A 23452-nucleotide genomic window follows, 5' to 3' on the forward strand; every position below is an offset into this window, starting at 1 on the left:
GACTGAAACCGTCAGCGATGGTTAACGCCGAATCCTTGTTCGGCAGCATCAAAATCGGGAGTATCGCTCGATATTCAGGTCCCGACGTGGACGACGCGCTTCTCATCGCGAAACGAGTCGAGGTCCGGCGGAGCGGACACACTACGTCCCTTCATCGACGGCGGCTTCAGGTCAAAAGGCGACGATCATGACGGGCAGGCTGCGTATCCGCTTTGCTCTCGGAAGCAGATATCGGGACTTGGAGTACCCGTCAGTTCAGGCTGCGGGGACCCGCAAGCAGGCGCAGCACGATCGCGAACAATTCATTCTGCGAGGAGATGCCGAGCCGCTCATAGGCGCGCTTGCGATAGGTCAGGGTCGAATGCAGGCTGATGCCGAGCCCTTTCGAGATCGCCTCGGAGCTGTAGCCCGCGAGGATGTGCCGGCAGACCTCTTGCTCGCGCGGGGTGAGCCCGGCAAGCGGCGCGCGCGTCGCGAACAAGGCAGCTAAAGACTGATCGGGCGTTGCGGTCTGCTGAAAATGACGCGCGACGCTCGCGCCGATCGCCGGTGCAATCGCCCAAAGCCGCTCGCGCTGCGCGGCGCTGAATCGGCCTTGCGCGGTGATGCGGTAGAAATTCACGTAGAAGCAGGTGTCATCGACCCAGATCGCGGTCGCGCATTTGTCGACGATGCCGGAATCCTGGAAGAAGATTTTCCGGTAGCGCGCCCCATACATGCGCGGCGCGAACGCGGGCAGCATGATCGGCGCGCCACTCTCGCGTTCGAACAGCGTATCCCGGTTGGGATCGGATTCGTGGAAATGTCCGGCATAGGCGGCACCGAGATCACCGCCGATCGGGATGTTGCCGGCATCGAGCAGGCAGCGCGCAGCGCCGGCGCGGCTCAACGCGAACACCATGCAATGGCCGACATCGGCCTGCCGCCGCAGAGTGTCGATCAGCACATTTGGAAAATCGGAGCGGCCGATGGCGAGCACCGTCGACGTGACATCGCCCCCCACTGGATGTGCAGGCACCGCCTGAGACCGCATCGCTCTCTCCCTAGCGCTTTGTGCCGATTTTACCAGCAACTGCGATAGGTCGAAAGGCTGCAACGGGGTCAAAAACTGCCATGGACCAAGGCCGATATAGTGTCCGCGATGGGTCCAGAGGTGTAAGTGGTAACAGCCGGTAATCTAGGCGCTGGTTGCAGCGAACTCACCCGTTCCGCCGCGAGGAACGATCGCATCAGCCCCGCTTTATTCGTCAGCATCATCAGAGTTTGAAGCGGTTTGCGGTATCTGGGCCGCCAACCGAAGGACCCGGTAATGCGCATCCTTCTCGTTGGGGGTACGGGGCTTATTGGATCGGCAATCCACGCCAGGCTGTCCGCTGAAGGGCATGAATGCGTATTGGTGTCGCGTCATGCGGCGGCACCCGAAGCGCACCACATCGCCCTCGATATTGCTCGAACCACCGATGCTTCGACATGGAAGAGCCTTCTTGCAGGCGTCGATGCCGTCATCAACGCGGCGGGTGCCCTGCAGGGGCAGGACATGCAAGGCGTTCATGTCGCCGGCAGTGCGGCGCTTTATGCGGCGTGCGAAAGCGCGGGCGTCCGCCGTGTGATCCTATTCTCGGCGATCGGCAGCAATCGCGATGCCCTGACCGATTTTTCCCGCACCAAACGGGACGGCGAAGCCGCCTTGATGGCGCGGGACCTCGATTGGGTCGTGCTGCGGCCTTCCGTCGTGGTGGGCCGGGCCGCCTATGGTGGCAGCGCGCTGTTGCGAGGGCTGGCATCACTACCGGTTCTACCGGTCATGCCGGACACGGCGGCGATCCAACCGGTGCATCTCGACGACGTCGTCGACACGGTTGTGTTCTTCCTGCAACCCGGCGCGCCTTCCCGCCTCGCGCTTGATCTGGCCGGTCCGCGGCGGATGGCCTTCAGCGACGCGGTCGCGCTGTTTCGCTCTTGGCTGCGCTGGAGGCCGGCTTACCGCCTGCACCTGCCGTCCTGGGCGGCTTCGGCAGCTTATCGCGCCGGTGACGTTGCACAGATGCTGGGCTGGGCAACGCCGGTCAACGCGACGGCACAGGGCGAGATGCGGCGCGGCGCGACCGGTGATCCCGAGCCCTGGCGTCAGGTCACCGGCATGATGCCGCGCGATCTCGAAGTCGCGCTCACATGCGAACCCGCCTCGGTGCAGGAACGCTGGTTTGCACGGCTCTATGTGCTCAAGCCGCTGGTATTCGGCGTCTTCGGCCTGTTCTGGATCGCCACAGGCATCATCTCGCTCGGCCCGGGCTGGGAAATTGGCATGTCGTTGCTCCGGGAAGGCAGGCTGCAAGAACAATTCGCGGCTCTCACCGTCATCGCCGGCGCACTCGCCGACATCGTCATTGGCCTTGCAATTCTTTACCGGCCTTTGAGCCGCTATGGGCTGTGGGCAGCACTGATCATCTCGCTCACCTATGTCGTGATCGGTACGACACTGGTGCCGCGGCTGTGGGCCGATCCACTTGGGCCGATGCTGAAGATCTGGCCGGTGCTGATGCTCAATCTGGTCGCCATGGCGATCCGAGAGGATCGCTGATGCTCTATTTCCTTGTGAAGATGGTGCACATCATCGGTGCTGCGGTCCTGCTCGGCACCGGTGCCGGCATCGCCTTCTTCATGCTGGTGGCGCATCTACGCGGTGACCCGCGCGAGATCGCGGGGGTCGCGCGGACGGTCGTGCTGGCCGACTTCCTGTTCACGGCGAGTGCCGTGATCCTGCAGCCGATCACCGGCACATGGCTCGCTTGGTCGAGCGGGTATTCCCTTGGCGATGGCTGGATTGCGGCATCCATCGCACTCTATGTGGTGACCGGCGCCTTCTGGCTGCCTGTCGTGTGGATGCAGATGCAAATGCGCGATCTTGCCGTCCGTGCGGTCGAGACCGACGCCAAGCTGCCCGCCGAGTATGACCGTCTCTTCCGGTGGTGGTTCGCATTCGGATTTCCGGCGTTCGCAGCGGTGCTGGCTATCTTCTGGCTGATGATCACCCGCCCAGCCATTCCATACTGGGACTAGATTGACGCGCCTCTTCAGAGCCTCGCGGTCCGGGAGTGCACTGCCCCTTCCACGTGGGATTTTCAGCCCACCGGGCCCAGTGTCCAATCGTCCCCTGAAAGCGGGCTGACCCTCACGTCCTTAATGACTCCGCGCTCCAGGCTCGGATCGAAATGGCGCATCGTGCGCTCGTTGAAGTCAATGATGCGGCCGGGCCTGAGTGGTCCGACGTCATTGATCTTGACGATGACCTTCTTGCCTGCGGCCTCGACGAGAGCATATTTCGGCCTCACACCAAATTGGACCCCACCAAATTTCCGGCGCAAGCTTGTCTTGATGGCAGCCGTCCAGGCAGAGGGATCATAACGCTCCCCAGACGCTGTGCGCGGACCGCCCTCCTCCTTGCCGGGTTTGAATGGATTGTACATGGATGCGGCGCCTACGACCGCATTCCCAGAGACGGCATCGACATCAACGACGGCATTTGAGTGACCCCCACGCGTTTCACTTCGAGCAACGGTAACAGAAACGGCAAGCGCAAGCAGGGCGCCGCAAATTGCGGCGCTCGAGCGGAACAGCATCATAACTCCTGTGATTTTTTTCGTCGTCCGGTTCCCGACACCGCAAACGGGCGCAAGCGAACGCGGAAGCGTTCACGAAACTTGCGCCGATGTTTTGCGGATTCGCGCCAACCCCTTGGCTATGGAACCGTTGTGTGAACCAGGGCGGTTCCCACGCAGTGTTTTAAGTTGTCACCGACTAAGACAGAGATTGCGTCAGCAACATGACTTAACGAACGGCCTATTCCGCGGCCGCCTTCACCGGGGCGACGTTGATCGCGAGCTTGCCGTAGCGATCCGTAAAAGCCTGGGTGTCGATCTCTTCCAGCTTGATCTCGCCGCTCATCACGCCCTGCTTCCACGCCGCCTGCGCCGGATCGTTCTGGAACTCCGGCATCACCTCGCGGCCGAATAGCTCGAGCGATTCGCAGATGTGCTCGTGGCTGTTCTTGCCGGCCTGGTTGAGCAGGATGACCTGGTCGATATGCGAAGACTGGAAGCGCTTCAGCTTCCTGCGGATGGTCTCGGGCGAGCCGATCAGGCCGCCGCGCAAGGCCGCCTCCTGCGCTTGCGGATTGTCGCGCTTCCACTTGTTGTACTCGTCCCACATGTTGACGGTGCCGGGCGCAGGCCGCTGGCGGTTCTGCGAGGCGCCGTAGAAGCGCAGCGCGAACTGGAAGAAGGTGGCGCCGTCGGCGCGGGCACGCGCCTCTTCGTCGGTCTTCGCGCACATGAAGAACGAGACCAGCGCCATGTTCGGATTGATCTCGTAGTCGGCGAGCTTGGTGAGCCGCTTGGTCATCGCGTTGTAATAGGCGTGCACCCAGGCATGCGCGGCGTCGGCACTGACGAACTGGAAGCCGAGCGCGCCAAAGCCGTGCCGTCCGGCGCGCTCGATGGTCGGCAGTTGCGAGCACGCCATCCACAGCGGCGGATGCGGCTTCTGCACCGGCTTCGGCACGACGTTGCGCAGGGGAATGTCGAAGTACTTGCCGTGATGCTCGCTGCCGCCGTCTTTGAACATCGGGAAGATCGCGGCTACGGCTTCCTCGAACACCTCCTTCTTGGTCTCCATGTCGCGGCCGAACGGGGTGAGCTCGGTGATGGACGCGCTCTCGCCCATGCCGAATTCACAGCGCCCGTTACTGAGCAGATCGAGCACCGCGACGCGTTCGGCGACGCGCGCCGGGTGATTTGTCGTGAGCTGGAGGATGCCGTGGCCGAGCCTGATCTTCTGCGTGCGCTGGCTGGCAGCGGCGAGGAACGATTCCGGGGAAGGCGAGTGCGAATATTCTTCGAGGAAGTGATGCTCGACCACCCAGGCGTGGTCGTAGCCCAGCCTATCGGCAAGCTCCATCTGCGAGAGCGCGTTCTGGTAGAGCCTGAGTTCGTCGCCGGCCACCCAAGGCCGTGGCAGTTGCAGCTCGTAGAAGATGCCGAACTTCATGGCGTCGCTCTCCCGCATTGTTCTTGTTAAGCGCATCTTAATGCGCGAGGTGGCGCTGTCCACCGACTAGCAATTCCGTCATACGGACATCGCTCGGCATGGCGCGGGATCAACGCAACGCTAACGCTTGCTGCGTGCGACACGCCCTCGCCCTGAGCCGTTGATCCAAATCAAGGTAACTGGACCTCATCCTCCTAAGGTGCCGGCAGGTAACGGCCCGGATGCCGTCTCGCTTCCCATATCCCTATCAGAGAGTCCGAATATGTCGGCCCCTGACGACACGACAGATCGCGTGCGCCGTAAGCGCATGGAGATTTTCGCCTTCCTGTTTCTGACCGCGGTCGTGATGCCCGTCCTCGCGGTTGGGACCGTCGGCTCTTACGGCCTCGGCGTCTGGATCTACCAGATGTTCGCCGGCCCTCCCGGCCCGCCACCCTTCCCGCATTGATCCCTAAGAAGCGAAAGGCAGGCATCATGGCCCAAGCCTCACTGAACAAAGCCTCAGTCAACAAAGCCACACTCAACCGCCGTGCCCTAATCACCGGCCGGATGCTCAGCGATGAACGCATCATCCCGCCGCCGGGATGCGAGATCGCCAGCATCCTGGTGCAGGCGCGGCCCGAGCGGCTCGCTGAGGTCGAAGCCGAGATCACCGCGCTGGCCGGCTGCGAGATCCATGGCCGCGACGCGCGCGGCAAACTCGTCGTCGTGACCGAAGCGCCTGATGCCGGCAGCCTCGGCACCCTGCTCAACACCATCCAGTCGCTGCGAGACGTCTATTCCGCGGCGCTGGTCTTTCACGCCATCGAAACCGCCTGAAGGCCGGGAGAGCCATCATGACATCGCCCAAGCTCGACCGCCGCCAGATGCTGAAATTGGAGGCGGCCGCCATCGCCGCGGCTGCCGCCGGACTGCCGGCCCCGGCGCTCGCTGCCAATCTCGTCACCGAGCGCAACAACAGCGAAATGAAGTGGGACAAGGCCGCCTGTCGCTTCTGCGGCACCGGCTGCTCGGTGATGGTCGCGACCAAGGACAATCGCATTGTCTCCACCCATGGCGACATCAAGGCCGAGGTCAATCGCGGCCTCAATTGCGTCAAGGGCTACTTCCTCTCCAAGATCATGTACGGCCATGACCGCCTGACGCAACCGATGCTGCGCAAGACGGCTGGCAAATATGACAAGAACGGCGAGTTCACGCCTGTTACCTGGACCGAAGCCTTCGACATCATGGAGCTGAAGTGGAAGGAGGCGATTAGGAAGCGCGGGCCGAACGGCGTCGCCATGTTCGGCTCCGGCCAGTGGACGATCTGGGAAGGCTATGCCGCCTCGAAACTGTTCAAGGCCGGCTTCCGCACCAACAACATCGATCCCAATGCGCGTCACTGCATGGCCTCCGCGGTTGCCGGCATGATGCGCACCTTCGGCATCGACGAGCCGCCCGGCTGCTATGACGACATCGAGGCGACCGACGCCTTCGTGCTGTGGGGCTCCAACATGGCGGAGATGCACCCCATTCTGTGGACGCGTCTGGCCGACCGCCGTCTCTCCGCGCCGCATGTCCGCGTCGCCGTGCTCTCGACCTTCGAGCACCGCTCGTTCGACCTCGCCGATATCGGAATGGTGTTCAAACCGCAGACCGACCTCTACATCCTCAACGCTATCGCCAACCACATCATCAAGACCGGCCGCGTCAACAAGGATTTTGTTGCCGCACATACCGTATTCAAGCGCGGCCAGACCGACATCGGTTATGGATTGCGGCCCGAGCATCCGTTGCAGAAGAAGGCGACCGGCGCGACGAAACCCAACGATGCCACCGACATGAGCTATGACGAGTTCGTCAAGTTCGTCTCGGAATATACTCTGGAGAAGGCGGCGCAGATGTCCGGCGTACCGCTGAACCGCCTCGAGGCGCTCGCCGAGCTCTACGCCGATCCAAAAACAAAAGTGGTCTCGTTCTGGACCATGGGCTTCAACCAGCACACCCGCGGCGTCTGGTGCAACAACCTCGTCTACAACATCCATCTTCTGACCGGAAAGATCTCCGCGCCCGGCAACAGCCCGTTCTCGCTGACCGGTCAGCCGTCGGCCTGCGGCACCGCGCGCGAGGTCGGCACCTTCTCGCACCGCCTGCCGGCCGACATGGTCGTGACCAACAAGGCGCACCGCGATCACGCCGAGCACATCTGGCAGCTGCCCGAAGGCACCATCCCCGACAAGAACGGCGCGCACGCCGTGCTGCAAAGCCGGATGCTGAAGGACGGCCTGATCAACGCCTATTGGGTGCAGGTCAACAACAACCTGCAAGCCGGGCCCAACGCCAACGAGGAGACCTATCCCGGCTTCCGCAACCCCGACAATTTCATCGTGGTCTCGGACGCCTATCCGTCGGTGACCGCGCTTGCCGCCGATTTGATCCTGCCGACCGCGATGTGGGTGGAGAAGGAAGGCGCCTATGGCAATGCCGAGCGGCGCACGCAGTTCTGGCATCAGCTCGTCTCCGCGCCCGGCGAGGCGAAATCCGATCTCTGGCAGCTGATGGAATTTTCAAAGCGCTTCAAGATCGAGGAGGTCTGGCCCGAGGAGTTGATTGCCAAGAAGCCGGACGTTCGCGGCAAGACGCTGTTCGACGTGCTCTACCGGAACGGTCAGGTCGACAAATTTCCGGTCTCCGACATCGAGCCCGGCTATCTCAACGACGAGTCCAAGGCGTTCGGCTTCTACGTCCACAAGGGTCTGTTCAAGGAGTACGCCACCTTCGGCCGTGGCCATGGCCACGACCTCGCGCCGTTCGACGCCTATCACCGCGAGCGCGGGCTGCGCTGGCCCGTCGTCAACGGCCAGGAGACGAAGTGGCGCTTCCGCGAGGGCAGCGACCCCTACGTCAAGCAGGGCACGGACGTGCAGTTCTACGGCTATCCCGACGGCAAGGCGCGCATCTTCGCGCTGCCCTACGAGCCGCCGGCGGAATCGCCCGACAACGAATATCCGTTCTGGCTGTCCACCGGCCGCGTGCTGGAGCACTGGCATTCCGGCACCATGACGCGCCGTGTGCCCGAGCTCTACAAGGCGTTCCCCGAAGCCGTCTGCTTCATGCATCCGGACGACGCGCAGGAAGCCAAGCTCCGCCGCGGGGATGAAGTGAAGGTGGTCTCGCGCCGCGGCTTCATCCGCGCCCGGGTCGAGACGCGCGGCCGCGACCGGCCGCCGCGCGGCCTCGTGTTCGTGCCGTGGTTCGACGAATCCAAGCTGATCAACAAGGTGACGCTCGACGCCACCGATCCGATCTCGCTGCAAACCGACTTCAAGAAATGCGCCGTGCGCATCGAGCGGGTGAGCATGTCATGATGAAACGATCCGCAATCGTCCTGCTCGCCCTCGCGATCGCAGCTGGCGCGAGCTCCCTGACCGCGCAGACGGTAACATCGGGCCTGCGCGGCCCGACCCCGCTCAACGACGAGGGCCCGGCGCCGCCGATGCTGCCGAACCGCAATACTTCCGAGAAGGAGGTGCGCAACTATCCGGAGCAGCCGCCGGTGATCCCGCACACGATCGACGGCTACCAGATCGATCTCAACGGCAACAAGTGCCTGTCCTGCCACGCGCGGGCGCGTACCGCGGAATCGCAGGCACCGATGGTCTCGATCACACACTTCATGGACCGTGACGGCCAGTTCCTGGGCTCGGTCTCACCGCGGCGCTTCTTCTGCACGGAATGCCACGTGCCGCAGAATACCGCCAATCCGCCCGTCAGCAACGATTTCACCGACATCGACACGCTGCTGTCGCGCACGAGCCCCGGTGGGCGCCGATGACCACGACAGCTGATGAATCCAAGCGCAAGGCCAGGCGCGGCTTGTTCACGCGCAGCTGGGATTTTGCACTCGAACTCTGGCAGGTGCTGATCCGGCCGAGCTCGGTGTTCGGGCTCGGCGTGCTGGTGCTGGCGGGCTTTGCGGCCGGCGTGATCTTCTGGGGCGGCTTCAACACCGCGCTGGAAATCACCAACACCGAGAAGTTCTGCACCGGCTGCCACGAGATGAAGGACAACGTTTTTGCCGAGCTGAAATCGACCATCCATTTCAGCAACCGCTCCGGTGTGCGTGCCACCTGCCCGGACTGCCACGTGCCGCACAACTGGACCGACAAGATCGCGCGCAAGATGCAGGCCTCCAAGGAGGTCTGGGGCAAGATCTTTGGCACGATCGACACAAGAGAGAAATTCCTCGACCACCGGCTCGAACTCGCGGCGCATGAATGGGCGCGTTTCAAGGCCAACGATTCCCTGGAATGCCGCAACTGCCACAGCGCCGATTCCATGGACATCACGAAACAGTCGCCGCGGGCCTCGGTGGCGCACCAGCGCTTCCTGTTCACCAAGGAAAAGACCTGCATCGACTGCCACAAGGGCATCGCCCATCAATTGCCCGACATGCGCGGCGTTCCCGGCTGGCAGTAGGGTGGTCGGCCCGGCTTGAACGGGCGCTGCGAATGGTTAGTTTTGGAGGATGGCGAATCGGTCGATTTCGCCCTTCTTCAAGACAGACATGGCGACATTCACCCCGCATCAGGACGCCGCGCTCAAGGCCGTTGGCGATTGGCTCAAAGCAAAGCCCGGCCGGGGCGGCACGCCGCCGGTGTTCCGCCTGTTCGGCTTTGCCGGCACGGGCAAGACCACGCTGGCACGGCACATCGCCGAGGGCGTTGACGGCGAGGTGAAGTTCGCCGCCTTCACCGGCAAGGCCGCGCTGGTCATGCGCAACAAGGGTTGCGACGATGCCTCCACCATCCATTCGCTGATCTATCGCGCCCGGGAATCCGGCGAGGAGCAGCCGAGCTTCGAGCTATGGGACGACGCGCCGGCCTCAAAAGCCAAGCTGATCGTGATCGACGAATGCTCCATGGTCGACGCCGAATTGGGCCGAGACCTGATGTCGTTCGACTGCCCGCTGCTGGTGTTAGGGGACCCCGCGCAGCTGCCACCGATCCAGGGCGGCGGCTTCTTCACCAATTCCGAGCCGGATGCGATGCTGACCGAGGTGCATCGCCAGGCCCAGGACGATCCGATCGTGCGGATGTCGATGGACGTGCGCGAGGGCCGCGAGCTCGACATCGGCCGTTACGGCGAGAGCGAGGTGGTCTCGCGCAAGGAGCTCGACCCCGATCGCGTCATGGGCGCCGACCAGGTCCTGGTCGGGCGCAACAACACGCGACGCGCCTACAACATGCGGGTGCGACAGCGCCAGAACATCGAGGATCAATTCCCGGTCGCCGGCGACAAGCTGGTATGCCTGCGCAACAACCGCAAGAAGGGCCTGTTCAACGGCGGCCTGTGGCGCGTGAAGTCGCGCAACACCTCACGTTCCAAGTCGCGCATCCTCAGCATGCGGCTGTCGCCCGACGAAGATTTCGGCCACAAGGTGACGAAGGTCTCGGTGCGCGCCGATTGCTTCGAGGGCGGCATCGAGCAGATCGCCTGGGAGCAGCGCAAGCCCTATGACGAGTTCGACTACGGCTACGTGCTCACCGTGCACAAGTCGCAGGGCTCGCAATGGGACGACGTCGTGCTGTTCGACGAAAGCTTTGCGTTTCAGGACTCGAGGGCGCGGTGGCTGTACACGGGCATCACGCGGGCGGCGAAGCGGCTGAGCATCGTGGTCTAAGGCTGCGCTCCCGTAGGGTGGGCAAAGGCGCATAGCGCCGTGCCCACCATTTTTCTGAGTACGCATCAAGAATCGTGGGCACGCTTCCGCCTTCGCTCTTCGAGCTACGGCGCACAAGTCGCTTTGCCCACCCTTGTAATAGCGCAATCAGATATTGTCGGCGTTTCCGTGAGGAATGGCCTGCCGCGGCTGCAACCCGCGGCAGGCCGCTGGCGATCGGATCGCGCCCACCCTGAGCAGTTTGTGGCTGCCCCGTAGCAGGATCGCGCCAGCACCTTCATCGGACCCGGATGGTTGCCGGAACAATCAGGTTCGCTTCACAAGGCAGGGTCGACGAAGATGGCACAGACTAGCACGACGACAGCGGGAATCGATACGTCCAAGGCGAAGCTCGACATTGTAGTTCATGGTCGAGACGAGGGTTGGGAGGTCGCCAACGACCTTCCCGGTTGGCGGAAGCTGGTGCAACTGCTGACCAAAGCTGGCGTCAAGCGAGTCGGGATCGAAGCGACCGGCGGTTACGAGCGTGGGGTAGTGGAGCATTTGCGTGCGGCCGGCGTCATCGTGCTGGTGCTGCAGCCGATCCAGGTCAAGGCGTTCGGCCGCTCCCGATTGCGTCGCGCCAAGAACGATACGCTGGATGCCGCGCTGATTGCTGCCTGCGCGGCATCGCTCGAAGAGGTGAGGAGTGCGCCGGATCCGCGCTTGGCGGAGCTCGCCGAGCAGCTCACCTTCCTCGAGCAGATCGAGGACGACATCAAGCGCTTCAAGACCCGGCTCGAGCATCTCGATAAGCCTGGGCTACGCCGCATCGTGCTGGATGACATTGCCCGGTTGAAGGCAAGGCGGCTCTCCCAAATCCGTCACATCGCCAAGCAACTACGCGCTCACCACGATCTCGCTGTCCGCCTTGACCTCGTGATGAGCATTCCCGGGATCGGTGAGCGCACGGCACTGGCCCTCCTGGTCCGCATGCCTGAACTCGGCCGTGTCAGCCGGGAGGAAGTCGCAGCCCTTGCCGGGCTGGCTCCCTTCGACAACGATAGCGGGCAGTACAAGGGCCAACGCCGTATCGCCGGCGGCCGCGCTCGCCTGCGTCGCTCTCTGTTTGCGGCAGCCCTGCCTGCGGCCTTCCGCTGGAATAAGGCCGTCATGGCCCTCTATGCCCGCCTGACTGCGGCCGGAAAGGCTCACAATGCCGCTCTCATCGCATGCGCGCGCAAGCTGCTCATCTATGCCAACACCGTCGTGCAACGCGGAACGCCGTGGACTGAAAAACTCCTCGGCGTTTAATGGTTGCTACGGCACATCGTGAATGTGGCGCCGGTGTCGTGTCACACGTCACTTCCCCGCAACAAAATAAAAGTCCTCGCGCCCCGGCGGCGAGCCGTAGGTGAACGGCTGCTGCTCGTGGCTGGAAATGACGCGCAGCATGTTGTCAGGTCCGCTCCAGCCACCATTTTTCTAGGTTGATCATCGATCGTGCGGGTTCATCTAGCGCGGAGTTCCGCATCCCGCCAAGTCGCGCGGTCCGAAGTCACTTCTCACGGACTCGTGTCCATCCCGGCGTAACGATCGCCCCCCGTGCCCGTATCTCGGATGATCGAAAACACCGCCGCGCAGGCTGTTCGCCCGACGCCGGCCGCCCTAAACTGTCAGACCTTCGGAAAGAGGATCGCCATGCGCCGACTTGCCGTCCTGTCCCTGTTCGCCGCAACCGCCGCCCTGTCGCTGGCCTTTGCCATGCCGTCCCGGGCCGCGGAGGATGCGGTCGTGATCCCCGCCCCCGCCATGGATGCAGCACCCGCGAGCGGAATCCAGACCGCTGTCGTCGCCGGCGGCTGCTTCTGGGGCGTTCAGGGCGTCTTCCAGCACACCGCGGGCGTCGTCAATGCCGTCTCCGGCTATGCCGGCGGCACCAAGGCAACCGCCGACTACCAGACTGTCTCGAGCGGCCGCACCGGCCACGCCGAGTCGGTCGAGATCAAGTACGACCCGAAGAAGATCTCCTATGGAAAGATCCTCCAGATCTACTTCTCGGTGGTGCACGACCCGACCCAACTCAACCGCCAGGGCCCTGACGTGGGCTCGCAATACCGCTCGGCGATCTTCACCACCTCCGACGAGCAGAAGAAGGTGGCGGAGGCCTATATCGCCCAGCTCAACGCGGCCCGCGTCTTCAACAAGCCGATCGTGACCAAGGTCGGTGCGCTGGAGGCATTCTATCCGGCGGAGGCCTATCATCAGGACTACCTGACCCTGCACCCGAACCAGCCCTACATTGCCTATAACGACCTCCCCAAGGTCGAGAACCTGAAAAAGCTGTTCGCGGATAATTACATTGAGAAGCCGACGCTGGTGAATGCCAGCAAGGCCACCAACTGATCACGAGAGAAACGGGAGACCCATGCCCGACGCCAAGACGAAAGTAACGAACGACAAAGTCATCAAGAGCGAAGAGCAGTGGCGGCGCGAACTGACGCCGATGCAGTACGCGGTGCTGCGCGAGAAGGCGACCGAGCGTCCCTTCTCCGGCGAATATGAGCACGACGAGCGCGCCGGCACTTACGTCTGCGCCGGCTGCGGCAACGTGCTGTTCGAGTCCGATGCCAAGTTCGATTCCGGCTGCGGCTGGCCAAGCTTCACCGAGCCCGCGGTCGAGAGCCATATCGACGAGGAGCGCGACACCAGCCACGGCATGATCCGCACCGAGGTGCTGTGCTCCAAGTGCAGCGGCCATCTCGGCCATGTCTTCCCCGACGGCCCCGGGCCGACCGGCCTGCGTTACTGCATCAACTCCGCCGCGCTGAAGCTCGAGCCGAAATAAGCTCGCGCGCGCCGGGTTCCAGCATGGAACCCGGCGGCTTAATGTGCTTTTCTCCTCTGGCGGTGCGGCCGATCAGCGCATTTTGGCGGCCGCCAGGGAGGGATGCCATGTCACTCGGGACCATCCTGATCATCCTGGTGATCATCTATCTCGTGGGCGGCCTGTCCGGCCGCTTCGGCGGTTATGGCTATGGCCTTGGCCATTCCGGCATGGGGATCGGCGGCGTCGTACTGGTGGTGCTGGTCGTGCTGTTGCTTCTTGGCAAATTATAAACCATACAACACATTGAAATTACTTGATTTATTTCGCGCGCGGGGCTGCCATGCGCGGATTCATGTTCTCCCATCGCAGGGGTCGCATTTCTGTCAAAACGGCCTATATTAGGGGGCGAAAATGACATGTGTGGCGGGCCCGCTCGATTGCGGCCTCTGCCCTCCCCAACCCCACGCGCTTAAAGCCCCAGAGAAGATCACGAGGTCTTTGACCATGCGTCCACTGCGTCCGTTCAACTTCAACACCTCCGCCGAACTTTTCCCCGCCGCGATCCGCAAGAAGAAGCGCGCGGGCTTCACCTATCGCCGGTTCGGCACCGCGGCCGAAGCCGTGCAGTTCGCGATGGAGCAGTTGCCGACGGATTCGCTGAACGGCGCCTATCTCCAGGTCGAAGAAGCGCGCTTCGACCAGAACGGCATCCGCTCGCTCTATGAGAGCGAAGCCTTCCCGCTGCCCCGTCGCCGCAAGGCTGATGCCAGCACCGACGCCGACGCGGCGTAAGTTTTCGCAAGCCTCCGATGTGCGCAGAAGGCGCGATGGCCGAAGGGCCATCGCGCTTTTTGCATTGTTAGTTCTCCCTCTCCCGCTTGCGGGAGGCTGGGGTGAGGGTATCTCCGCGATCGAGAACCCCCAAGAGGCGAAAACCCTCACCCGGCGCTACGCGCCGACCTCTCCCGCAAAGCGGGAGAGGTGCAGCGAGCCTGACGCTCGAACGGCTCATCAAAATTCCTAGGGCTTCAGATCCGCGGCTGCTTCTCCAGCCAGCGGCGGAGCAGGCGCACGTTGCGCATGTTGGCGCGGAACATGACGTCGAAGGCGTCGCCCGCGAACGGCACCATGCCGACCACGCCGTCGACCGCGACATTGCCGAGCATGCGCGCCGTGATGTACCAGGGCGCGCCCAGCACCCTCGCCTCGCGCACCAGCCACAACGAGATCGCGGTGGTGATGATGTCACCGACGACCGGGATCAGTCCGATCAGCCCGTCGATGCCGTAGCGGATGTTGGTGCCGGGCAGGATGAAGGCGACGTCGAGCAACTTTGCGATCGCCTCGAGCCGCGCGATCCGCTGCTCGCGCGTCAGATTGCCGAACGGATTGCCTTGGCCGAACTCGAAGCGAAACTCGCGAAACCCCTGCTCCAGCGTCTCGGGACGGATCTCGTGACCCTCCTGGTCGATGATCGGCCCGCGCGCCTCCTTGCCTGAAAAGGTCGCCCGCGAGCCGCTTCCCGAACGGGATCGGCGCGGAGCAAGGATATCGTCGTCGGACATGGTCATGGCCTCCAAAGAACGCGCTGCCGCGGCAGAGGTTGCGGCGCCGCGCCCGATGGTCGCGCGCTCAGGTCGGTGCCGCCACGGCTTGCGGCTCCTCGACATATCTATGCACGAGCCAGGACGAAATCACCGCGGGCACGAACCCGACGAGGCCGTACAGGATGAACTGCACCGCGCCCGAATCCGGCCCGCGCGAGCTGTAGATCAGCGAGGCCAGGACGAAGGCGAGCAGGCCGACCAGCAGCATCCGCAAGCCCGGGCCGATCCGCCTGATGTGGACCAGGATGTCGTCGACCGCGCCGAGCATCACCGAGGGCAGGATGCCGAACAGATAGCTGTATTGCAGGGACTTGAAGAACACTGCGAACAGCTTGCCAACCTCGCCGAGGCTGGTCTGGGCCCAATAGCCGGACTGATAGGTCGTCGTCAGCAGCAGCAGGAACCCGCCGACGAACGGGCCGACCAGCGCAAACACCAGATAGCGTTTCATTGAGCATCCCTCAACTTCGCCAGCCTTATAGCAGCGCCACGGGAACCTTGAATAGCGGGGCGCAAGCCTCCTCGAGGGGAACAAGTGGCAGGGCGATGAGTTCATGCAGGACCTGAATTTAACCCTGGCAGATTGGAGCCGCCGATGGCCCGTCAACTCGTTCTGGCGACAATCGCGCTGGCAGCCCTGACCGGTCTGTCGAACGCACCTGCTCTTGCCCAAGGCCAAGGCCACATGGGCACGCCGCAGGAGCAGAAGGCCTGCTCGCGGGATGCATCGCGCCTGTGCCGCAAGGACCTCGGCAATGACAGCGCGGTTCAGAGCTGCCTGCAGGCCAACCGGGACAAGCTGTCGAAGTCTTGCAGCAAGGTGTTTCAGAGCCACGGCATGTGAGGACCGGAACCCGCGAACGGAGTGTGAAGCCATGCTGCGCGACGAACAACTCTCGATCCTGCGGGACATCAGCCAGTCGGTTGCCTTCGCCGACGACCGCCACGGCAAGATCGGCGAACTGATCGCCGATGGCTATGTGATGAAGGACGGCGATCTGTTCGAGCTCACGCCCAAGGGTGTCACCGCCGTCGAGGAACACGCCGCTCTCGGTGCGAGCGATGCCGAACAAGCGAGCGCATCCTCCGATCGGCCGATCTGATCGCGCGCGACGTGACTCGCGCGCAACAATTGCGAATTCCTTTGTGCTGACCATTGCAGCCGCGTGACAATGGCGCATACTTCGCTTCGGGCGGCGCAGCACTTTTCGATTCGGACATCAGGAAATCGAGCGACCACATGCGGGATTGAGTTCCCGACGTGAAGGCTGTGACATGCGGCAGATCAAGCCGCGTGCGGCGCCCCAAAAACCAAGTGGCTCAAGCCCACGGAACTCGGGGACCCATTCAGCATGACACGCTCTCAGACGATCGCAGCTCTCTTCGCCGTCGCCACCACCGCCGTCGCATTCCAGTCATCACCTGGTCTCGCCTTCTCGTCCGAAGCGCAGCAGATGTGCTCGGGCGATGCGATGCGGCTGTGCTCCAGTGAAATCCCTGATATCCCCAGGATCACCGCCTGCATGGTGCGGAACAAGGCGCGGGTCAGCCCTGCCTGCCGCGCTGTCATGGACCGCGAGCACGCAGCCGCCGCAGCATCGCGCAAGCGGGAAGCGGCGGCGCAGTAGCGCTCATTTCGTCTATCCAGGATGTCATTCCGGGCGACGCGACGGGACCGCGCAAAGCACGGCCCGGAAACGTCGAACCCGGAATCCATTTCTCGACGTCACCCGCTGCGCGATGGATTCCGGTTTCGCGCTTCCGCCTTCGCTCTTCGAGCTTCGGCGGACAAGCTGCGCGCCCCGGAATGACGAAGGTGATGTCCGCCCGGCCCTAATCGCCCCATTGCGCGAACGCGTCGTTGAAGGCGCGCTCGCCGGGGGCGCCCTTCTCGATCGCGATGATGGCGCGGCGCTGGTTGGCGTAGACCAGTGGCACGTCGAACCATGAGCGCTCCTTCAGGAGCTGGACGTTGCGGGAGCGGTCGGCGTCGACATTGGACAGGCCGACCAGGAAGAAGCCGTCAGTGACCTTGACCGCGAGGCCGGCGAGCGGCGTACCGCGCGCCTGCTCGTTCGACTTCATCAGGATGCCCGGCACGTTGGAGACGCTACCGCCGGGAAAATCCTGCGGCAGGATGAAGGTCAGTTCCGCGGTATGGCTCGCCGGCAGCGAAGAGTCGGTATTGCGGCGGAACGACATCGTCATCTTGAACTTGCGGTCGGGGATCTCGATGTCGGCGCGCACGGCGAGGTCGGCCTTCTGGTTGCCGGACGCCTTGATCGGCTCCAGCCGCCACACCACCGAGCCGACATATTGCTTGCCCTTCGGATCGGACGGATCCTCGTCATAGAGCACGACCTTCTGCGCCACGGGCGCAACCGGCTGGTCGCTCGCCGAAGGCTGGCCGACGCGATCCGGGATCTTCGGCTTGCTCTGCGGCTGGGCCGGACTCGGCGCCTCAACCACCTGGGTCGCGGACGGCTTGAGAAAGCCGTTGACGATCTGGACCAGCTGCTTGCCCCAGAGGATGCCGGCACCGACCAGGATCAGCACGATGCCGACGGCGATCGCGCTCTTGAACGGGAAGGCGGAGCCGGTGCGGACGCGCTTCTTGGCGTCGCGCTCGCGCGGACGCGGCGACTGCGGCGTGTAGCGCTCGGCCTCCTCGATCGACTCGTCGTAGGAATAGGGCGCCTCCTCCTCGCCGGTGCGGTTTTCCAGGCTCGGCTCCAGCCGGTCGAACTCCGGTGAGGGCGAGGGCACGTTGGCGTAGGTGCGGCGCGCGGCACGGCTGGCCTGCGCGGCAGCACCGCCGAGATCGTTGGCATCGGCCGTGATGTCGCGGAAGCCGCGCACGCCCGGTGCAGGTGGCAGCGGTGGCGGCGGCCCCATATCCGGCGGACGGCGCGCACCCGCGCGATCGCGTCCGGCCGGTGGAGGCGCGGGCGGCTCCGGCGGCGGCGCGGACGGGCCGGGCTGGCGCGGGGCGTCGAAACGCGGCGCGCGCGGCGGCCGCGGCGCCTCGCCCTGGTCATCGACGTTGAAGGACGGGCGGTCGGCACGCGGCGGGGTCGGGGCCGGACGCGTGCGCGGTGCGGCCGGCTGAGGTGCGGGAGCGTTGCCTTCGGCGGCGCGGGCGCTGGCCCGGCGGAAGGCATCGCCGCTGCCGCTGCTGCGCGTGCCCCCACCGGGGCGCGAGGCCTCGCGGGCGCGCTGGGCGGCCTCCGATTCGACCTTGCGGACGGCCTCTTCCAGCGACAGCCGTTCGCGGGTGATCTCGGATTCGGAGAGCGGCGGCTGCACGCTGCGGAGCTGCGCGATCAGCGCCGTGCGCGCCCGCTCATAGAGCGCGCGACGGCTTTCGCCGGGAGCGTTGGGATCCAGGGCGGCAATAGCGCGGGCGATCAGCGGATAGTAATCAGCCATTTCAACTCAACTATACGCGCGTCCCGGTAAGATATCGTTAAGCCTCAAACGGATTTTGCACCAGGATAGTATCCTCGCGTTCGGGGCTGGTGGAAAGCAGTGCGACCGGGCAGCCGACCAATTCCTCGATCCGGCGGACATATTTGATGGCCTGAGCCGGCAGGTCGGCCCAGGACCGCGCGCTGGCGGTCGGCTCCTTCCAGCCCTCGATGGTCTCGTAGATCGGCTCGACCCGGCTTTGCGCGCCCTCGCCAGCCGGGAAATGGTCGATCTCCTTGCCGTCGAGCTTGTAGCCGGTGCAGACCTCGATCGTGTCGAAGCCGTCGAGGATGTCCAGCTTGGTCAGCGCCAGGCCGTTGATGCCGCAGGTCCGGACCGCTTGGCGGACCAGCACGGCGTCGAACCAGCCGCAACGGCGGGGCCGCCCGGTATTGGTGCCGAACTCGCGGCCGCGCTCGCCGATCTTGCGGCCGGTCTCGTTGTCCTGCTCGGTCGGGAACGGGCCCTGGCCGACGCGGGTCGTATAGGCCTTGCACAGGCCAAGCACGTAGCCGACCGCGCCCGGCCCAAGGCCGGCGCCGGTCGCGGCCTGCGCCGCCACCGTGTTGGACGAGGTGACGTAAGGATAAGTGCCGTGATCGACGTCGAGCAGCGCGCCTTGCGCGCCCTCGAACAGCATGCGTTTGCCGGCGCGCCGCTCGATGTCGAGCAGCCGCCACACCGTCTCGGCGTAGGGCAGCAGCTGCGGCGCCATCGCCATCAGCTCTTTCAGGATCACCGCGCTGTCGAATTCCGGCAGGTTGAGGCCGCGGCGCAACGCGTTGTGATGCGCCAGCAGGCGGTCGATCTTGTGCGGCAGCGTCTGATGATCGGCGAGATCCATCAGGCGGATGGCGCGGCGGCCGACCTTGTCTTCATAGGCCGGGCCAATGCCGCGGCGGGTGGTGCCGATCGCGGTCGCGGCGCTGGCGGATTCGCGGTGCGCATCGAGCTCACGGTGCAGCGGCAGGATCAGCGTGACGTTTTCCGCGATGCGCAGATTGTCTGGGCTGACTTCGACGCCCTGCGCCCTGAGCTTAGCGACCTCGTCTAGGAAAGCGGCGGGATCGAACACCACGCCATTGCCGATCACCGACAGCTTGCCCTCGCGCAGCACGCCGGAGGGCAGCAGCGCGAGCTTGTAGGTCTTGCCGTTGATCACCAGCGTGTGGCCGGCGTTATGGCCGCCCTGGAAGCGGACGACGATGTCCGCCTGCTCCGACAACCAGTCGACGATCTTGCCCTTCCCTTCGTCGCCCCACTGGGCGCCGACGACGACAACGTTGGCCATTCGCGGGTAATCCCTGTTCAATCTGTCTCTAGGAGGCATGATCCTCGCGGAAAACCGGTGCCCACTCTTCCGGGATCATGCCTGCGCCCAGCCCAATCGGCGGCCGGAGCCGCCCGCACGCAAGGCAGCCAACCGGATAAAGGAAGCAGCCCCTCTAGGCAAGCAAGAACGGGGCTTTTTCGAGGTCCAAAGCCCGACCCAAGCCTTTGATATCCCCTGAAAATCCAGAAACCTCTGGGAACGGCGGAGCGGGCTTCGACCAAAGCGTGAGACGCCATGTCGGTCCCTGCATGGTCGCGATGCATCCGCCCCCCGTTGATGCCATCTCGATTTCCGTGTCTTTGAGCAGAGCCGGGCGATGAGCCGGCCCGGACCTTTCCGGGCCGGGGGCCTCGGCGCTATCCGCGGGGCCATGACGATCACAATGTCCGCAACCGCCCAGACCACCGGCACCGATACATCCGGTCACAGCTGGATCGCCAACCAGCCCTACCTGCTGCTCAGCATCACCGCGCTGTGCTGGGCCGGCAACGCCATCGTCGGTCGGCTCGCCGCCGGCCACATCCCGCCGGTGACGCTGTCGTTCCTGCGCTGGTTCTTCGCGTTCCTTTTGGTGCTGCCGTTCGCCTGGAAGCATCTTGCGCAGGACTGGCCCGCGATCCGCGGGCGGCTCGGCCTGATGGTCACGCTCTCGGTCACCGGTATCGGCGCGTTCAACACGCTGCAATATTGGGCGCTGGAGCATACCCAGGCGCTGAATACGCTGCTGCTCCAGTCGGCCGCGCCGCTGATCGTGGCATTGTGGTCGCTGGCCATTCTCGGCGTCCGACTCACCGCGGCGCAGGCCTTCGGCGTGCTGCTGTCGATGTGCGGCGTGCTCACGATCCTGCTGCATGGCGATTTCACCACGCTGTCGAACATCGAGTTCAACAAGGGCGACCTCATCTTCATCGTCGCGCTCGTCATTTTCGCGCTCTATTCGGTGCTGACCTTGAAGCGTCCACCGATGCACGGCCTCTCGTTCCTCGCCTTCACCTTCGGCTGCGGCGCCGCCTGCCTCATTCCGCTGGAGATCTGGGAATTGTTCGCGCGCCCCGTGATGAAGCTCGACGGGCCGAACCTGCTGACGCTGTTCTATGTCGCGGTGTTCCCCTCGACGCTCGCTTATCTCTGCTTCAACCGCGGCGTCCGGCTGATCGGCGCCAACCGCGCCGCGCCGTTCTTCCACGTCGTGCCGGTGTTCGGCTCGATCATGGCGATGGTCTTTTTGGGCGAGCGCCCGCAGGCGTTCCACTTCATCGGCTTTGCGCTGGTGCTGTCCGGGGTGTTCGTGGCGTCAAGGAAGCAGGCGAGCTAGGCTCAAGGCTCATCAGGCATCCCGTCAAAAGGCCATCGCAAGGTCCATCATCTGCGATCAAGCGTTCGCTGATGGGTTCATCCATACCATCTCCCAAACATACCCATCCGGGTCTTCAACGTGTCGGTTGTACATGAAGCCAAGATCCTGTGCCGGGTTGGGATCGGCGCGACCGCCCGCAGCCACTGCGCGAGCCAGCGTTGCATCGACGGCATCGCGGTCGTCGACCGTAAGAGCGAACATGGCCTGGCTGTCGCGCCGCGCGTCGCCGATCTCGCGTTGGGTGAATTCACGATAGTGGTCGTGGGTGAGCAGCATCACGCCGATCGCGTCCGTGAACATGAGCGAAGTCGAATTTGCGCCGGAGAATTGGGGATTCACTGCGCCACCTAGCGCCACGTAGAACGCTGTCGATGCAGCGAGGTTGCGTACAGGCAGGTTCACCAAAATCATCTTGGGCATTGCTTTTCCTTCAAAAAGCGGCTGGAAGCCGCACTATGGTTTGACATCGCGAACAGAAAACTCTCAGCGCTCGACATAGGAAGCTGCTGATCGGCCTCCAGGACGCCCCTAACCTCCATTCAAATGTAACGCGCAGCGCCCATGCAGAGCGCGGCGATGCCGAGCAGGCCCGCCGCCACGCGTTGAGCCCCAGCGATACGTGAACGCAGATCCTCCGGATTGCCGACGCCACGACGCAAGGACGCGAGCGCACGGGGACCGATTGCCGCCTGAACACCGGCCGCGATCAGTGCGCAGACCGCACCGACCGCGAGCACCTGCTCTGTCGTGCCGAAGCTGCCGGCATGAATGAGATGTCCGAGATAGCCGCCGGTCAGGATCGCAATCGCTGCCGCGCCGAGTTGTGGAAAGACCAGTTGCTCGCCGCCCACTCCGCCGATGCGGGCCAACGCGAAGCTTGATCCCGCCCAGAACACGGATGACAACACGTGAAGCGACAGGGCGATCACAAGGGCGGTGTGCATGGCAAGCTCCGAACCAGCTTCTAAATTTGATATACAATATGTATAGTCAATACGTCAACAGAATGGCAAGGCCATGCCGAAGCGCAACTATGTGAGCTCCGCGCGGGCTTCCGCGGCGGCGGAGACGCGCGAACGTATCATCGCGGCCGGTGCGCGCCTGTTGCGCAAGGACGCGAGCATTGCGAACTTCTCACTCGATGTGGTGGCGAAGGCGGCCGGCGTCACCAGGCTGACCGTCTATAACCAGTTCGGATCGCGGCGCGGATTGCTGGAAGCCGTGTTCGACGACATCGCAAGCCGTGGCGGGCTGTTCGAACTGACCGAGGTGATGGCGATGGCGGATCCGCGCGCCGCGCTCGATCGCGTCGTCGAAATATTCTGTACGTTCTGGGGGCACGACGCCGCGGTCGGCGGACTCAACCAGGCCATTGCAACCGATCCCGAATTCGGCGAGGCGCTGGTCGCGCGCAACGAGCGACGGCGCGAATTGCTGGCTGCGCTGCTGTCGCGCATCGTCGGCGAACACGCGGCAAAGCGCGCCGTGCGGGATTCGGTCGATCTGATCTTCGTGCTGACGAGCTATCCGACGTTTGCAGCGCTGCGCCCGCAGCGGTCGACGGAGGAGGTCTGCCGCCTGCTGCAGGCTGCTTGCCGCGCCGTAGTAGACGCGCTGGCATTTGATGGGCGCGCGGTGGGGAACAAGTAGGCACCGCCCCCGATGGCGTCTTGTTCCTTGTGAAGGCAGCGCCGCCCGCGCACGATCACGCCTTCAACTTGCTGTACGCTTCGCTGGTGGCAATGATGACGTGCTCGGCGCAGCCGTTGACGCGATGCGGGTCGGCCTGCATCTCGTAGGCCTCCGATGTCATCATGTCGAGGAAGGCTGTGACCGACGGATAGAAGACCAGCGCGACGAAATCCCAGTCGTTCCCCTCCTGCGGTCCGAGTGCGACAGCCCTGGCCTCGCCGGTCCAGAGCAAGGTGCCGCCGCGCGCCTTGATCATCGGCACGGTGATGGCGCTGTAGCGCAGATAAGCGTCCCAGCCGGAGCCGTTGCCGTCGCGCGAACGCGCGTGGAAGCGCATCAGGTTCAGCATAACCACCGGCGCGTTTGGATCGAGCCGTTCCAGGCCCTCGATGTTCAACATATTAACCGCCAAAGGCGCCTCCCCGGTTCATGCCTGCATTGTAGCATTGCGGCCGCGTGACTTGTGCCACGACGC

28 protein-coding genes are annotated in these 23452 nt (G+C 64.0%); 18 read left to right on the top strand and 10 right to left on the bottom strand.

Annotation, left to right across the window (positions count from 1 at the left end; all coding sequences use genetic code 11):
• Positions 1-250 precede the first annotated feature (250 nt).
• The gene (locus LRP30_RS37850; protein WP_249758114.1) at positions 251-1033 is read right to left on the bottom strand and encodes a helix-turn-helix transcriptional regulator; all 783 of its coding nucleotides are present in this window, start codon (positions 1031-1033) and stop codon (positions 251-253) included.
• A gap of 276 nt (positions 1034-1309) precedes the next feature.
• On the opposite strand from LRP30_RS37850, the gene LRP30_RS37855 reads away from it, so the two are divergent.
• Positions 1310-2581 carry an SDR family oxidoreductase gene (locus tag LRP30_RS37855; protein ID WP_249758115.1) on the top strand — a complete coding sequence of 424 codons (1272 nt, stop codon included), beginning with the start codon at positions 1310-1312 and terminating at the stop codon, positions 2579-2581.
• On the top strand, positions 2581-3060 hold the full coding sequence (locus LRP30_RS37860; RefSeq protein WP_128943801.1) for a DUF2269 domain-containing protein: 480 nt from the start codon (positions 2581-2583) through the stop codon (positions 3058-3060). Before LRP30_RS37855 ends, LRP30_RS37860 begins: the two co-directional genes overlap by 1 nt.
• Before the next feature lie 62 nt (positions 3061-3122).
• Here the strand turns inward: LRP30_RS37860 and LRP30_RS37865 are convergent, their stop codons facing one another.
• Both LRP30_RS37865 and LRP30_RS37870 read right to left on the bottom strand, forming a co-directional pair.
• Complete coding sequence (locus tag LRP30_RS37865; RefSeq protein WP_206732766.1) at positions 3123-3623, bottom strand: septal ring lytic transglycosylase RlpA family protein; 501 nt, start codon at positions 3621-3623, stop codon at positions 3123-3125.
• A 217-nt stretch (positions 3624-3840) separates the two neighbouring features.
• Positions 3841-5046, bottom strand: coding sequence for an LLM class flavin-dependent oxidoreductase (locus LRP30_RS37870; RefSeq protein ID WP_249758116.1), 1206 nt, complete (start codon positions 5044-5046; stop codon positions 3841-3843).
• A 262-nt stretch (positions 5047-5308) separates the two neighbouring features.
• Between LRP30_RS37870 and napE the strand changes: the two genes are divergently transcribed.
• The 11 genes from napE (at position 5309) to LRP30_RS37925 (ending at position 14312) form a co-directional block, all read left to right on the top strand.
• The gene (gene napE / locus LRP30_RS37875; protein ID WP_249758117.1) at positions 5309-5494 is read left to right on the top strand and encodes a periplasmic nitrate reductase, NapE protein; all 186 of its coding nucleotides are present in this window, start codon (positions 5309-5311) and stop codon (positions 5492-5494) included.
• 26 nt (positions 5495-5520) lie between these two features.
• Complete coding sequence (locus LRP30_RS37880) at positions 5521-5865, top strand: chaperone NapD (protein ID WP_249758118.1); 345 nt, start codon at positions 5521-5523, stop codon at positions 5863-5865.
• Between the two features lie 17 nt (positions 5866-5882).
• Positions 5883-8396: a nitrate reductase catalytic subunit NapA gene (gene napA, locus LRP30_RS37885; RefSeq protein WP_249758119.1), complete on the top strand. Its 2514-nt coding sequence runs from the start codon at positions 5883-5885 to the stop codon at positions 8394-8396.
• Entirely contained in the window at positions 8393-8863 is a 471-nt protein-coding gene (locus LRP30_RS37890; protein ID WP_164934742.1) for a nitrate reductase cytochrome c-type subunit, read from the top strand. The genes napA and LRP30_RS37890 overlap by 4 nt, the downstream gene beginning before the upstream one ends.
• On the top strand, positions 8860-9507 hold the full coding sequence (locus LRP30_RS37895; protein ID WP_249758120.1) for a NapC/NirT family cytochrome c: 648 nt from the start codon (positions 8860-8862) through the stop codon (positions 9505-9507). Before LRP30_RS37890 ends, LRP30_RS37895 begins: the two co-directional genes overlap by 4 nt.
• Positions 9508-9595: 88 nt before the next feature.
• A complete protein-coding gene (locus tag LRP30_RS37900; RefSeq protein ID WP_164934741.1) occupies positions 9596-10711 on the top strand; it encodes an ATP-dependent RecD-like DNA helicase in 1116 nt (371 codons plus the stop codon).
• A gap of 339 nt (positions 10712-11050) precedes the next feature.
• Positions 11051-12004, top strand: a complete 954-nt coding sequence (locus tag LRP30_RS37905; RefSeq protein ID WP_128930866.1) for an IS110 family transposase — start codon at positions 11051-11053, stop codon at positions 12002-12004.
• A 387-nt stretch (positions 12005-12391) separates the two neighbouring features.
• Positions 12392-13096: a peptide-methionine (S)-S-oxide reductase MsrA gene (gene msrA / locus LRP30_RS37910; RefSeq protein ID WP_249758121.1), complete on the top strand. Its 705-nt coding sequence runs from the start codon at positions 12392-12394 to the stop codon at positions 13094-13096.
• 22 nt (positions 13097-13118) lie between these two features.
• A complete protein-coding gene (gene msrB, locus LRP30_RS37915; protein ID WP_249758122.1) occupies positions 13119-13538 on the top strand; it encodes a peptide-methionine (R)-S-oxide reductase MsrB in 420 nt (139 codons plus the stop codon).
• A gap of 107 nt (positions 13539-13645) precedes the next feature.
• On the top strand, positions 13646-13810 hold the full coding sequence (locus LRP30_RS37920) for a DUF3309 family protein (protein ID WP_091888324.1): 165 nt from the start codon (positions 13646-13648) through the stop codon (positions 13808-13810).
• Between the two features lie 214 nt (positions 13811-14024).
• A complete protein-coding gene (locus tag LRP30_RS37925) occupies positions 14025-14312 on the top strand; it encodes a hypothetical protein (RefSeq protein WP_091888322.1) in 288 nt (95 codons plus the stop codon).
• Positions 14313-14548: 236 nt separating this feature from the next.
• On the opposite strand, the gene LRP30_RS37930 is transcribed toward LRP30_RS37925, so the two are convergent.
• Positions 14549-15091 (bottom strand): DUF4112 domain-containing protein, encoded by a 543-nt coding sequence (locus LRP30_RS37930; RefSeq protein ID WP_249758123.1) that lies wholly within the window; start codon positions 15089-15091, stop codon positions 14549-14551.
• 61 nt (positions 15092-15152) lie between these two features.
• Positions 15153-15578, bottom strand: coding sequence for a DUF5413 family protein (locus tag LRP30_RS37935; RefSeq protein WP_091888318.1), 426 nt, complete (start codon positions 15576-15578; stop codon positions 15153-15155).
• 144 nt (positions 15579-15722) lie between these two features.
• Here LRP30_RS37935 and LRP30_RS37940 point away from each other — a divergent pair, with 144 nt between their 5' ends.
• The 3 genes from LRP30_RS37940 to LRP30_RS37950 all read left to right on the top strand — a co-directional run bounded on the left by LRP30_RS37940 (position 15723) and on the right by LRP30_RS37950 (position 16755).
• Positions 15723-15971, top strand: coding sequence for a hypothetical protein (locus LRP30_RS37940; protein WP_128936447.1), 249 nt, complete (start codon positions 15723-15725; stop codon positions 15969-15971).
• A gap of 31 nt (positions 15972-16002) precedes the next feature.
• Positions 16003-16230 (top strand): hypothetical protein, encoded by a 228-nt coding sequence (locus tag LRP30_RS37945; RefSeq protein WP_128936448.1) that lies wholly within the window; start codon positions 16003-16005, stop codon positions 16228-16230.
• 249 nt (positions 16231-16479) lie between these two features.
• Positions 16480-16755 (top strand): hypothetical protein, encoded by a 276-nt coding sequence (locus tag LRP30_RS37950; protein WP_244551141.1) that lies wholly within the window; start codon positions 16480-16482, stop codon positions 16753-16755.
• 205 nt (positions 16756-16960) lie between these two features.
• Here the strand turns inward: LRP30_RS37950 and LRP30_RS37955 are convergent, their stop codons facing one another.
• Both LRP30_RS37955 and LRP30_RS37960 read right to left on the bottom strand, forming a co-directional pair.
• Positions 16961-18556 (bottom strand): hypothetical protein, encoded by a 1596-nt coding sequence (locus LRP30_RS37955; RefSeq protein WP_128936450.1) that lies wholly within the window; start codon positions 18554-18556, stop codon positions 16961-16963.
• 37 nt (positions 18557-18593) lie between these two features.
• The gene (locus tag LRP30_RS37960; RefSeq protein WP_091888310.1) at positions 18594-19886 is read right to left on the bottom strand and encodes an adenylosuccinate synthase; all 1293 of its coding nucleotides are present in this window, start codon (positions 19884-19886) and stop codon (positions 18594-18596) included.
• Positions 19887-20310: 424 nt separating this feature from the next.
• Between LRP30_RS37960 and LRP30_RS37965 the strand changes: the two genes are divergently transcribed.
• A complete protein-coding gene (locus tag LRP30_RS37965) occupies positions 20311-21243 on the top strand; it encodes a DMT family transporter (RefSeq protein WP_128946826.1) in 933 nt (310 codons plus the stop codon).
• Positions 21244-21300: 57 nt separating this feature from the next.
• Here LRP30_RS37965 and LRP30_RS37970 read toward each other — a convergent pair whose 3' ends face one another.
• Complete coding sequence (locus tag LRP30_RS37970) at positions 21301-21705, bottom strand: VOC family protein (protein ID WP_128940172.1); 405 nt, start codon at positions 21703-21705, stop codon at positions 21301-21303.
• A gap of 119 nt (positions 21706-21824) precedes the next feature.
• Positions 21825-22229 (bottom strand): hypothetical protein, encoded by a 405-nt coding sequence (locus tag LRP30_RS37975; RefSeq protein ID WP_249758124.1) that lies wholly within the window; start codon positions 22227-22229, stop codon positions 21825-21827.
• Between the two features lie 73 nt (positions 22230-22302).
• Here LRP30_RS37975 and LRP30_RS37980 point away from each other — a divergent pair, with 73 nt between their 5' ends.
• Positions 22303-22935 (top strand): TetR/AcrR family transcriptional regulator, encoded by a 633-nt coding sequence (locus LRP30_RS37980; RefSeq protein ID WP_249758125.1) that lies wholly within the window; start codon positions 22303-22305, stop codon positions 22933-22935.
• Positions 22936-22990: 55 nt separating this feature from the next.
• On the opposite strand, the gene LRP30_RS37985 is transcribed toward LRP30_RS37980, so the two are convergent.
• Positions 22991-23377, bottom strand: a complete 387-nt coding sequence (locus LRP30_RS37985; protein ID WP_249758126.1) for a DUF1330 domain-containing protein — start codon at positions 23375-23377, stop codon at positions 22991-22993.
• Positions 23378-23452: the final 75 nt, after the last annotated feature.

Source organism: Bradyrhizobium sp. C-145, assembly GCF_023375135.1.
Taxonomy (GTDB): Bacteria; Pseudomonadota; Alphaproteobacteria; order Rhizobiales; family Xanthobacteraceae; genus Bradyrhizobium; species Bradyrhizobium zhanjiangense.

What these genes read in the sequence shown, in the direction of transcription:
- LRP30_RS37850 (WP_249758114.1), bottom strand. Translation starts at nt 1,033, where the DNA reads ATGCGGTCTCAGGCGGTGCCTGCACATCCAGTGGGGGGCGATGTCACG.
- LRP30_RS37855 (WP_249758115.1), top strand. Translation starts at nt 1,310, where the DNA reads ATGCGCATCCTTCTCGTTGGGGGTACGGGGCTTATTGGATCGGCAATC.
- LRP30_RS37860 (WP_128943801.1), top strand. Translation starts at nt 2,581, where the DNA reads ATGCTCTATTTCCTTGTGAAGATGGTGCACATCATCGGTGCTGCGGTC.
- LRP30_RS37865 (WP_206732766.1), bottom strand. Translation starts at nt 3,623, where the DNA reads ATGATGCTGTTCCGCTCGAGCGCCGCAATTTGCGGCGCCCTGCTTGCG.
- LRP30_RS37870 (WP_249758116.1), bottom strand. Translation starts at nt 5,046, where the DNA reads ATGAAGTTCGGCATCTTCTACGAGCTGCAACTGCCACGGCCTTGGGTG.
- napE (WP_249758117.1), top strand. Translation starts at nt 5,309, where the DNA reads ATGTCGGCCCCTGACGACACGACAGATCGCGTGCGCCGTAAGCGCATG.
- LRP30_RS37880 (WP_249758118.1), top strand. Translation starts at nt 5,521, where the DNA reads ATGGCCCAAGCCTCACTGAACAAAGCCTCAGTCAACAAAGCCACACTC.
- napA (WP_249758119.1), top strand. Translation starts at nt 5,883, where the DNA reads ATGACATCGCCCAAGCTCGACCGCCGCCAGATGCTGAAATTGGAGGCG.
- LRP30_RS37890 (WP_164934742.1), top strand. Translation starts at nt 8,393, where the DNA reads ATGATGAAACGATCCGCAATCGTCCTGCTCGCCCTCGCGATCGCAGCT.
- LRP30_RS37895 (WP_249758120.1), top strand. Translation starts at nt 8,860, where the DNA reads ATGACCACGACAGCTGATGAATCCAAGCGCAAGGCCAGGCGCGGCTTG.
- LRP30_RS37900 (WP_164934741.1), top strand. Translation starts at nt 9,596, where the DNA reads ATGGCGACATTCACCCCGCATCAGGACGCCGCGCTCAAGGCCGTTGGC.
- LRP30_RS37905 (WP_128930866.1), top strand. Translation starts at nt 11,051, where the DNA reads ATGGCACAGACTAGCACGACGACAGCGGGAATCGATACGTCCAAGGCG.
- msrA (WP_249758121.1), top strand. Translation starts at nt 12,392, where the DNA reads ATGCGCCGACTTGCCGTCCTGTCCCTGTTCGCCGCAACCGCCGCCCTG.
- msrB (WP_249758122.1), top strand. Translation starts at nt 13,119, where the DNA reads ATGCCCGACGCCAAGACGAAAGTAACGAACGACAAAGTCATCAAGAGC.
- LRP30_RS37920 (WP_091888324.1), top strand. Translation starts at nt 13,646, where the DNA reads ATGTCACTCGGGACCATCCTGATCATCCTGGTGATCATCTATCTCGTG.
- LRP30_RS37925 (WP_091888322.1), top strand. Translation starts at nt 14,025, where the DNA reads ATGCGTCCACTGCGTCCGTTCAACTTCAACACCTCCGCCGAACTTTTC.
- LRP30_RS37930 (WP_249758123.1), bottom strand. Translation starts at nt 15,091, where the DNA reads ATGACCATGTCCGACGACGATATCCTTGCTCCGCGCCGATCCCGTTCG.
- LRP30_RS37935 (WP_091888318.1), bottom strand. Translation starts at nt 15,578, where the DNA reads ATGAAACGCTATCTGGTGTTTGCGCTGGTCGGCCCGTTCGTCGGCGGG.
- LRP30_RS37940 (WP_128936447.1), top strand. Translation starts at nt 15,723, where the DNA reads ATGGCCCGTCAACTCGTTCTGGCGACAATCGCGCTGGCAGCCCTGACC.
- LRP30_RS37945 (WP_128936448.1), top strand. Translation starts at nt 16,003, where the DNA reads ATGCTGCGCGACGAACAACTCTCGATCCTGCGGGACATCAGCCAGTCG.
- LRP30_RS37950 (WP_244551141.1), top strand. Translation starts at nt 16,480, where the DNA reads ATGACACGCTCTCAGACGATCGCAGCTCTCTTCGCCGTCGCCACCACC.
- LRP30_RS37955 (WP_128936450.1), bottom strand. Translation starts at nt 18,556, where the DNA reads ATGGCTGATTACTATCCGCTGATCGCCCGCGCTATTGCCGCCCTGGAT.
- LRP30_RS37960 (WP_091888310.1), bottom strand. Translation starts at nt 19,886, where the DNA reads ATGGCCAACGTTGTCGTCGTCGGCGCCCAGTGGGGCGACGAAGGGAAG.
- LRP30_RS37965 (WP_128946826.1), top strand. Translation starts at nt 20,311, where the DNA reads ATGTCCGCAACCGCCCAGACCACCGGCACCGATACATCCGGTCACAGC.
- LRP30_RS37970 (WP_128940172.1), bottom strand. Translation starts at nt 21,705, where the DNA reads ATGCCCAAGATGATTTTGGTGAACCTGCCTGTACGCAACCTCGCTGCA.
- LRP30_RS37975 (WP_249758124.1), bottom strand. Translation starts at nt 22,229, where the DNA reads ATGCACACCGCCCTTGTGATCGCCCTGTCGCTTCACGTGTTGTCATCC.
- LRP30_RS37980 (WP_249758125.1), top strand. Translation starts at nt 22,303, where the DNA reads ATGCCGAAGCGCAACTATGTGAGCTCCGCGCGGGCTTCCGCGGCGGCG.
- LRP30_RS37985 (WP_249758126.1), bottom strand. Translation starts at nt 23,377, where the DNA reads ATGTTGAACATCGAGGGCCTGGAACGGCTCGATCCAAACGCGCCGGTG.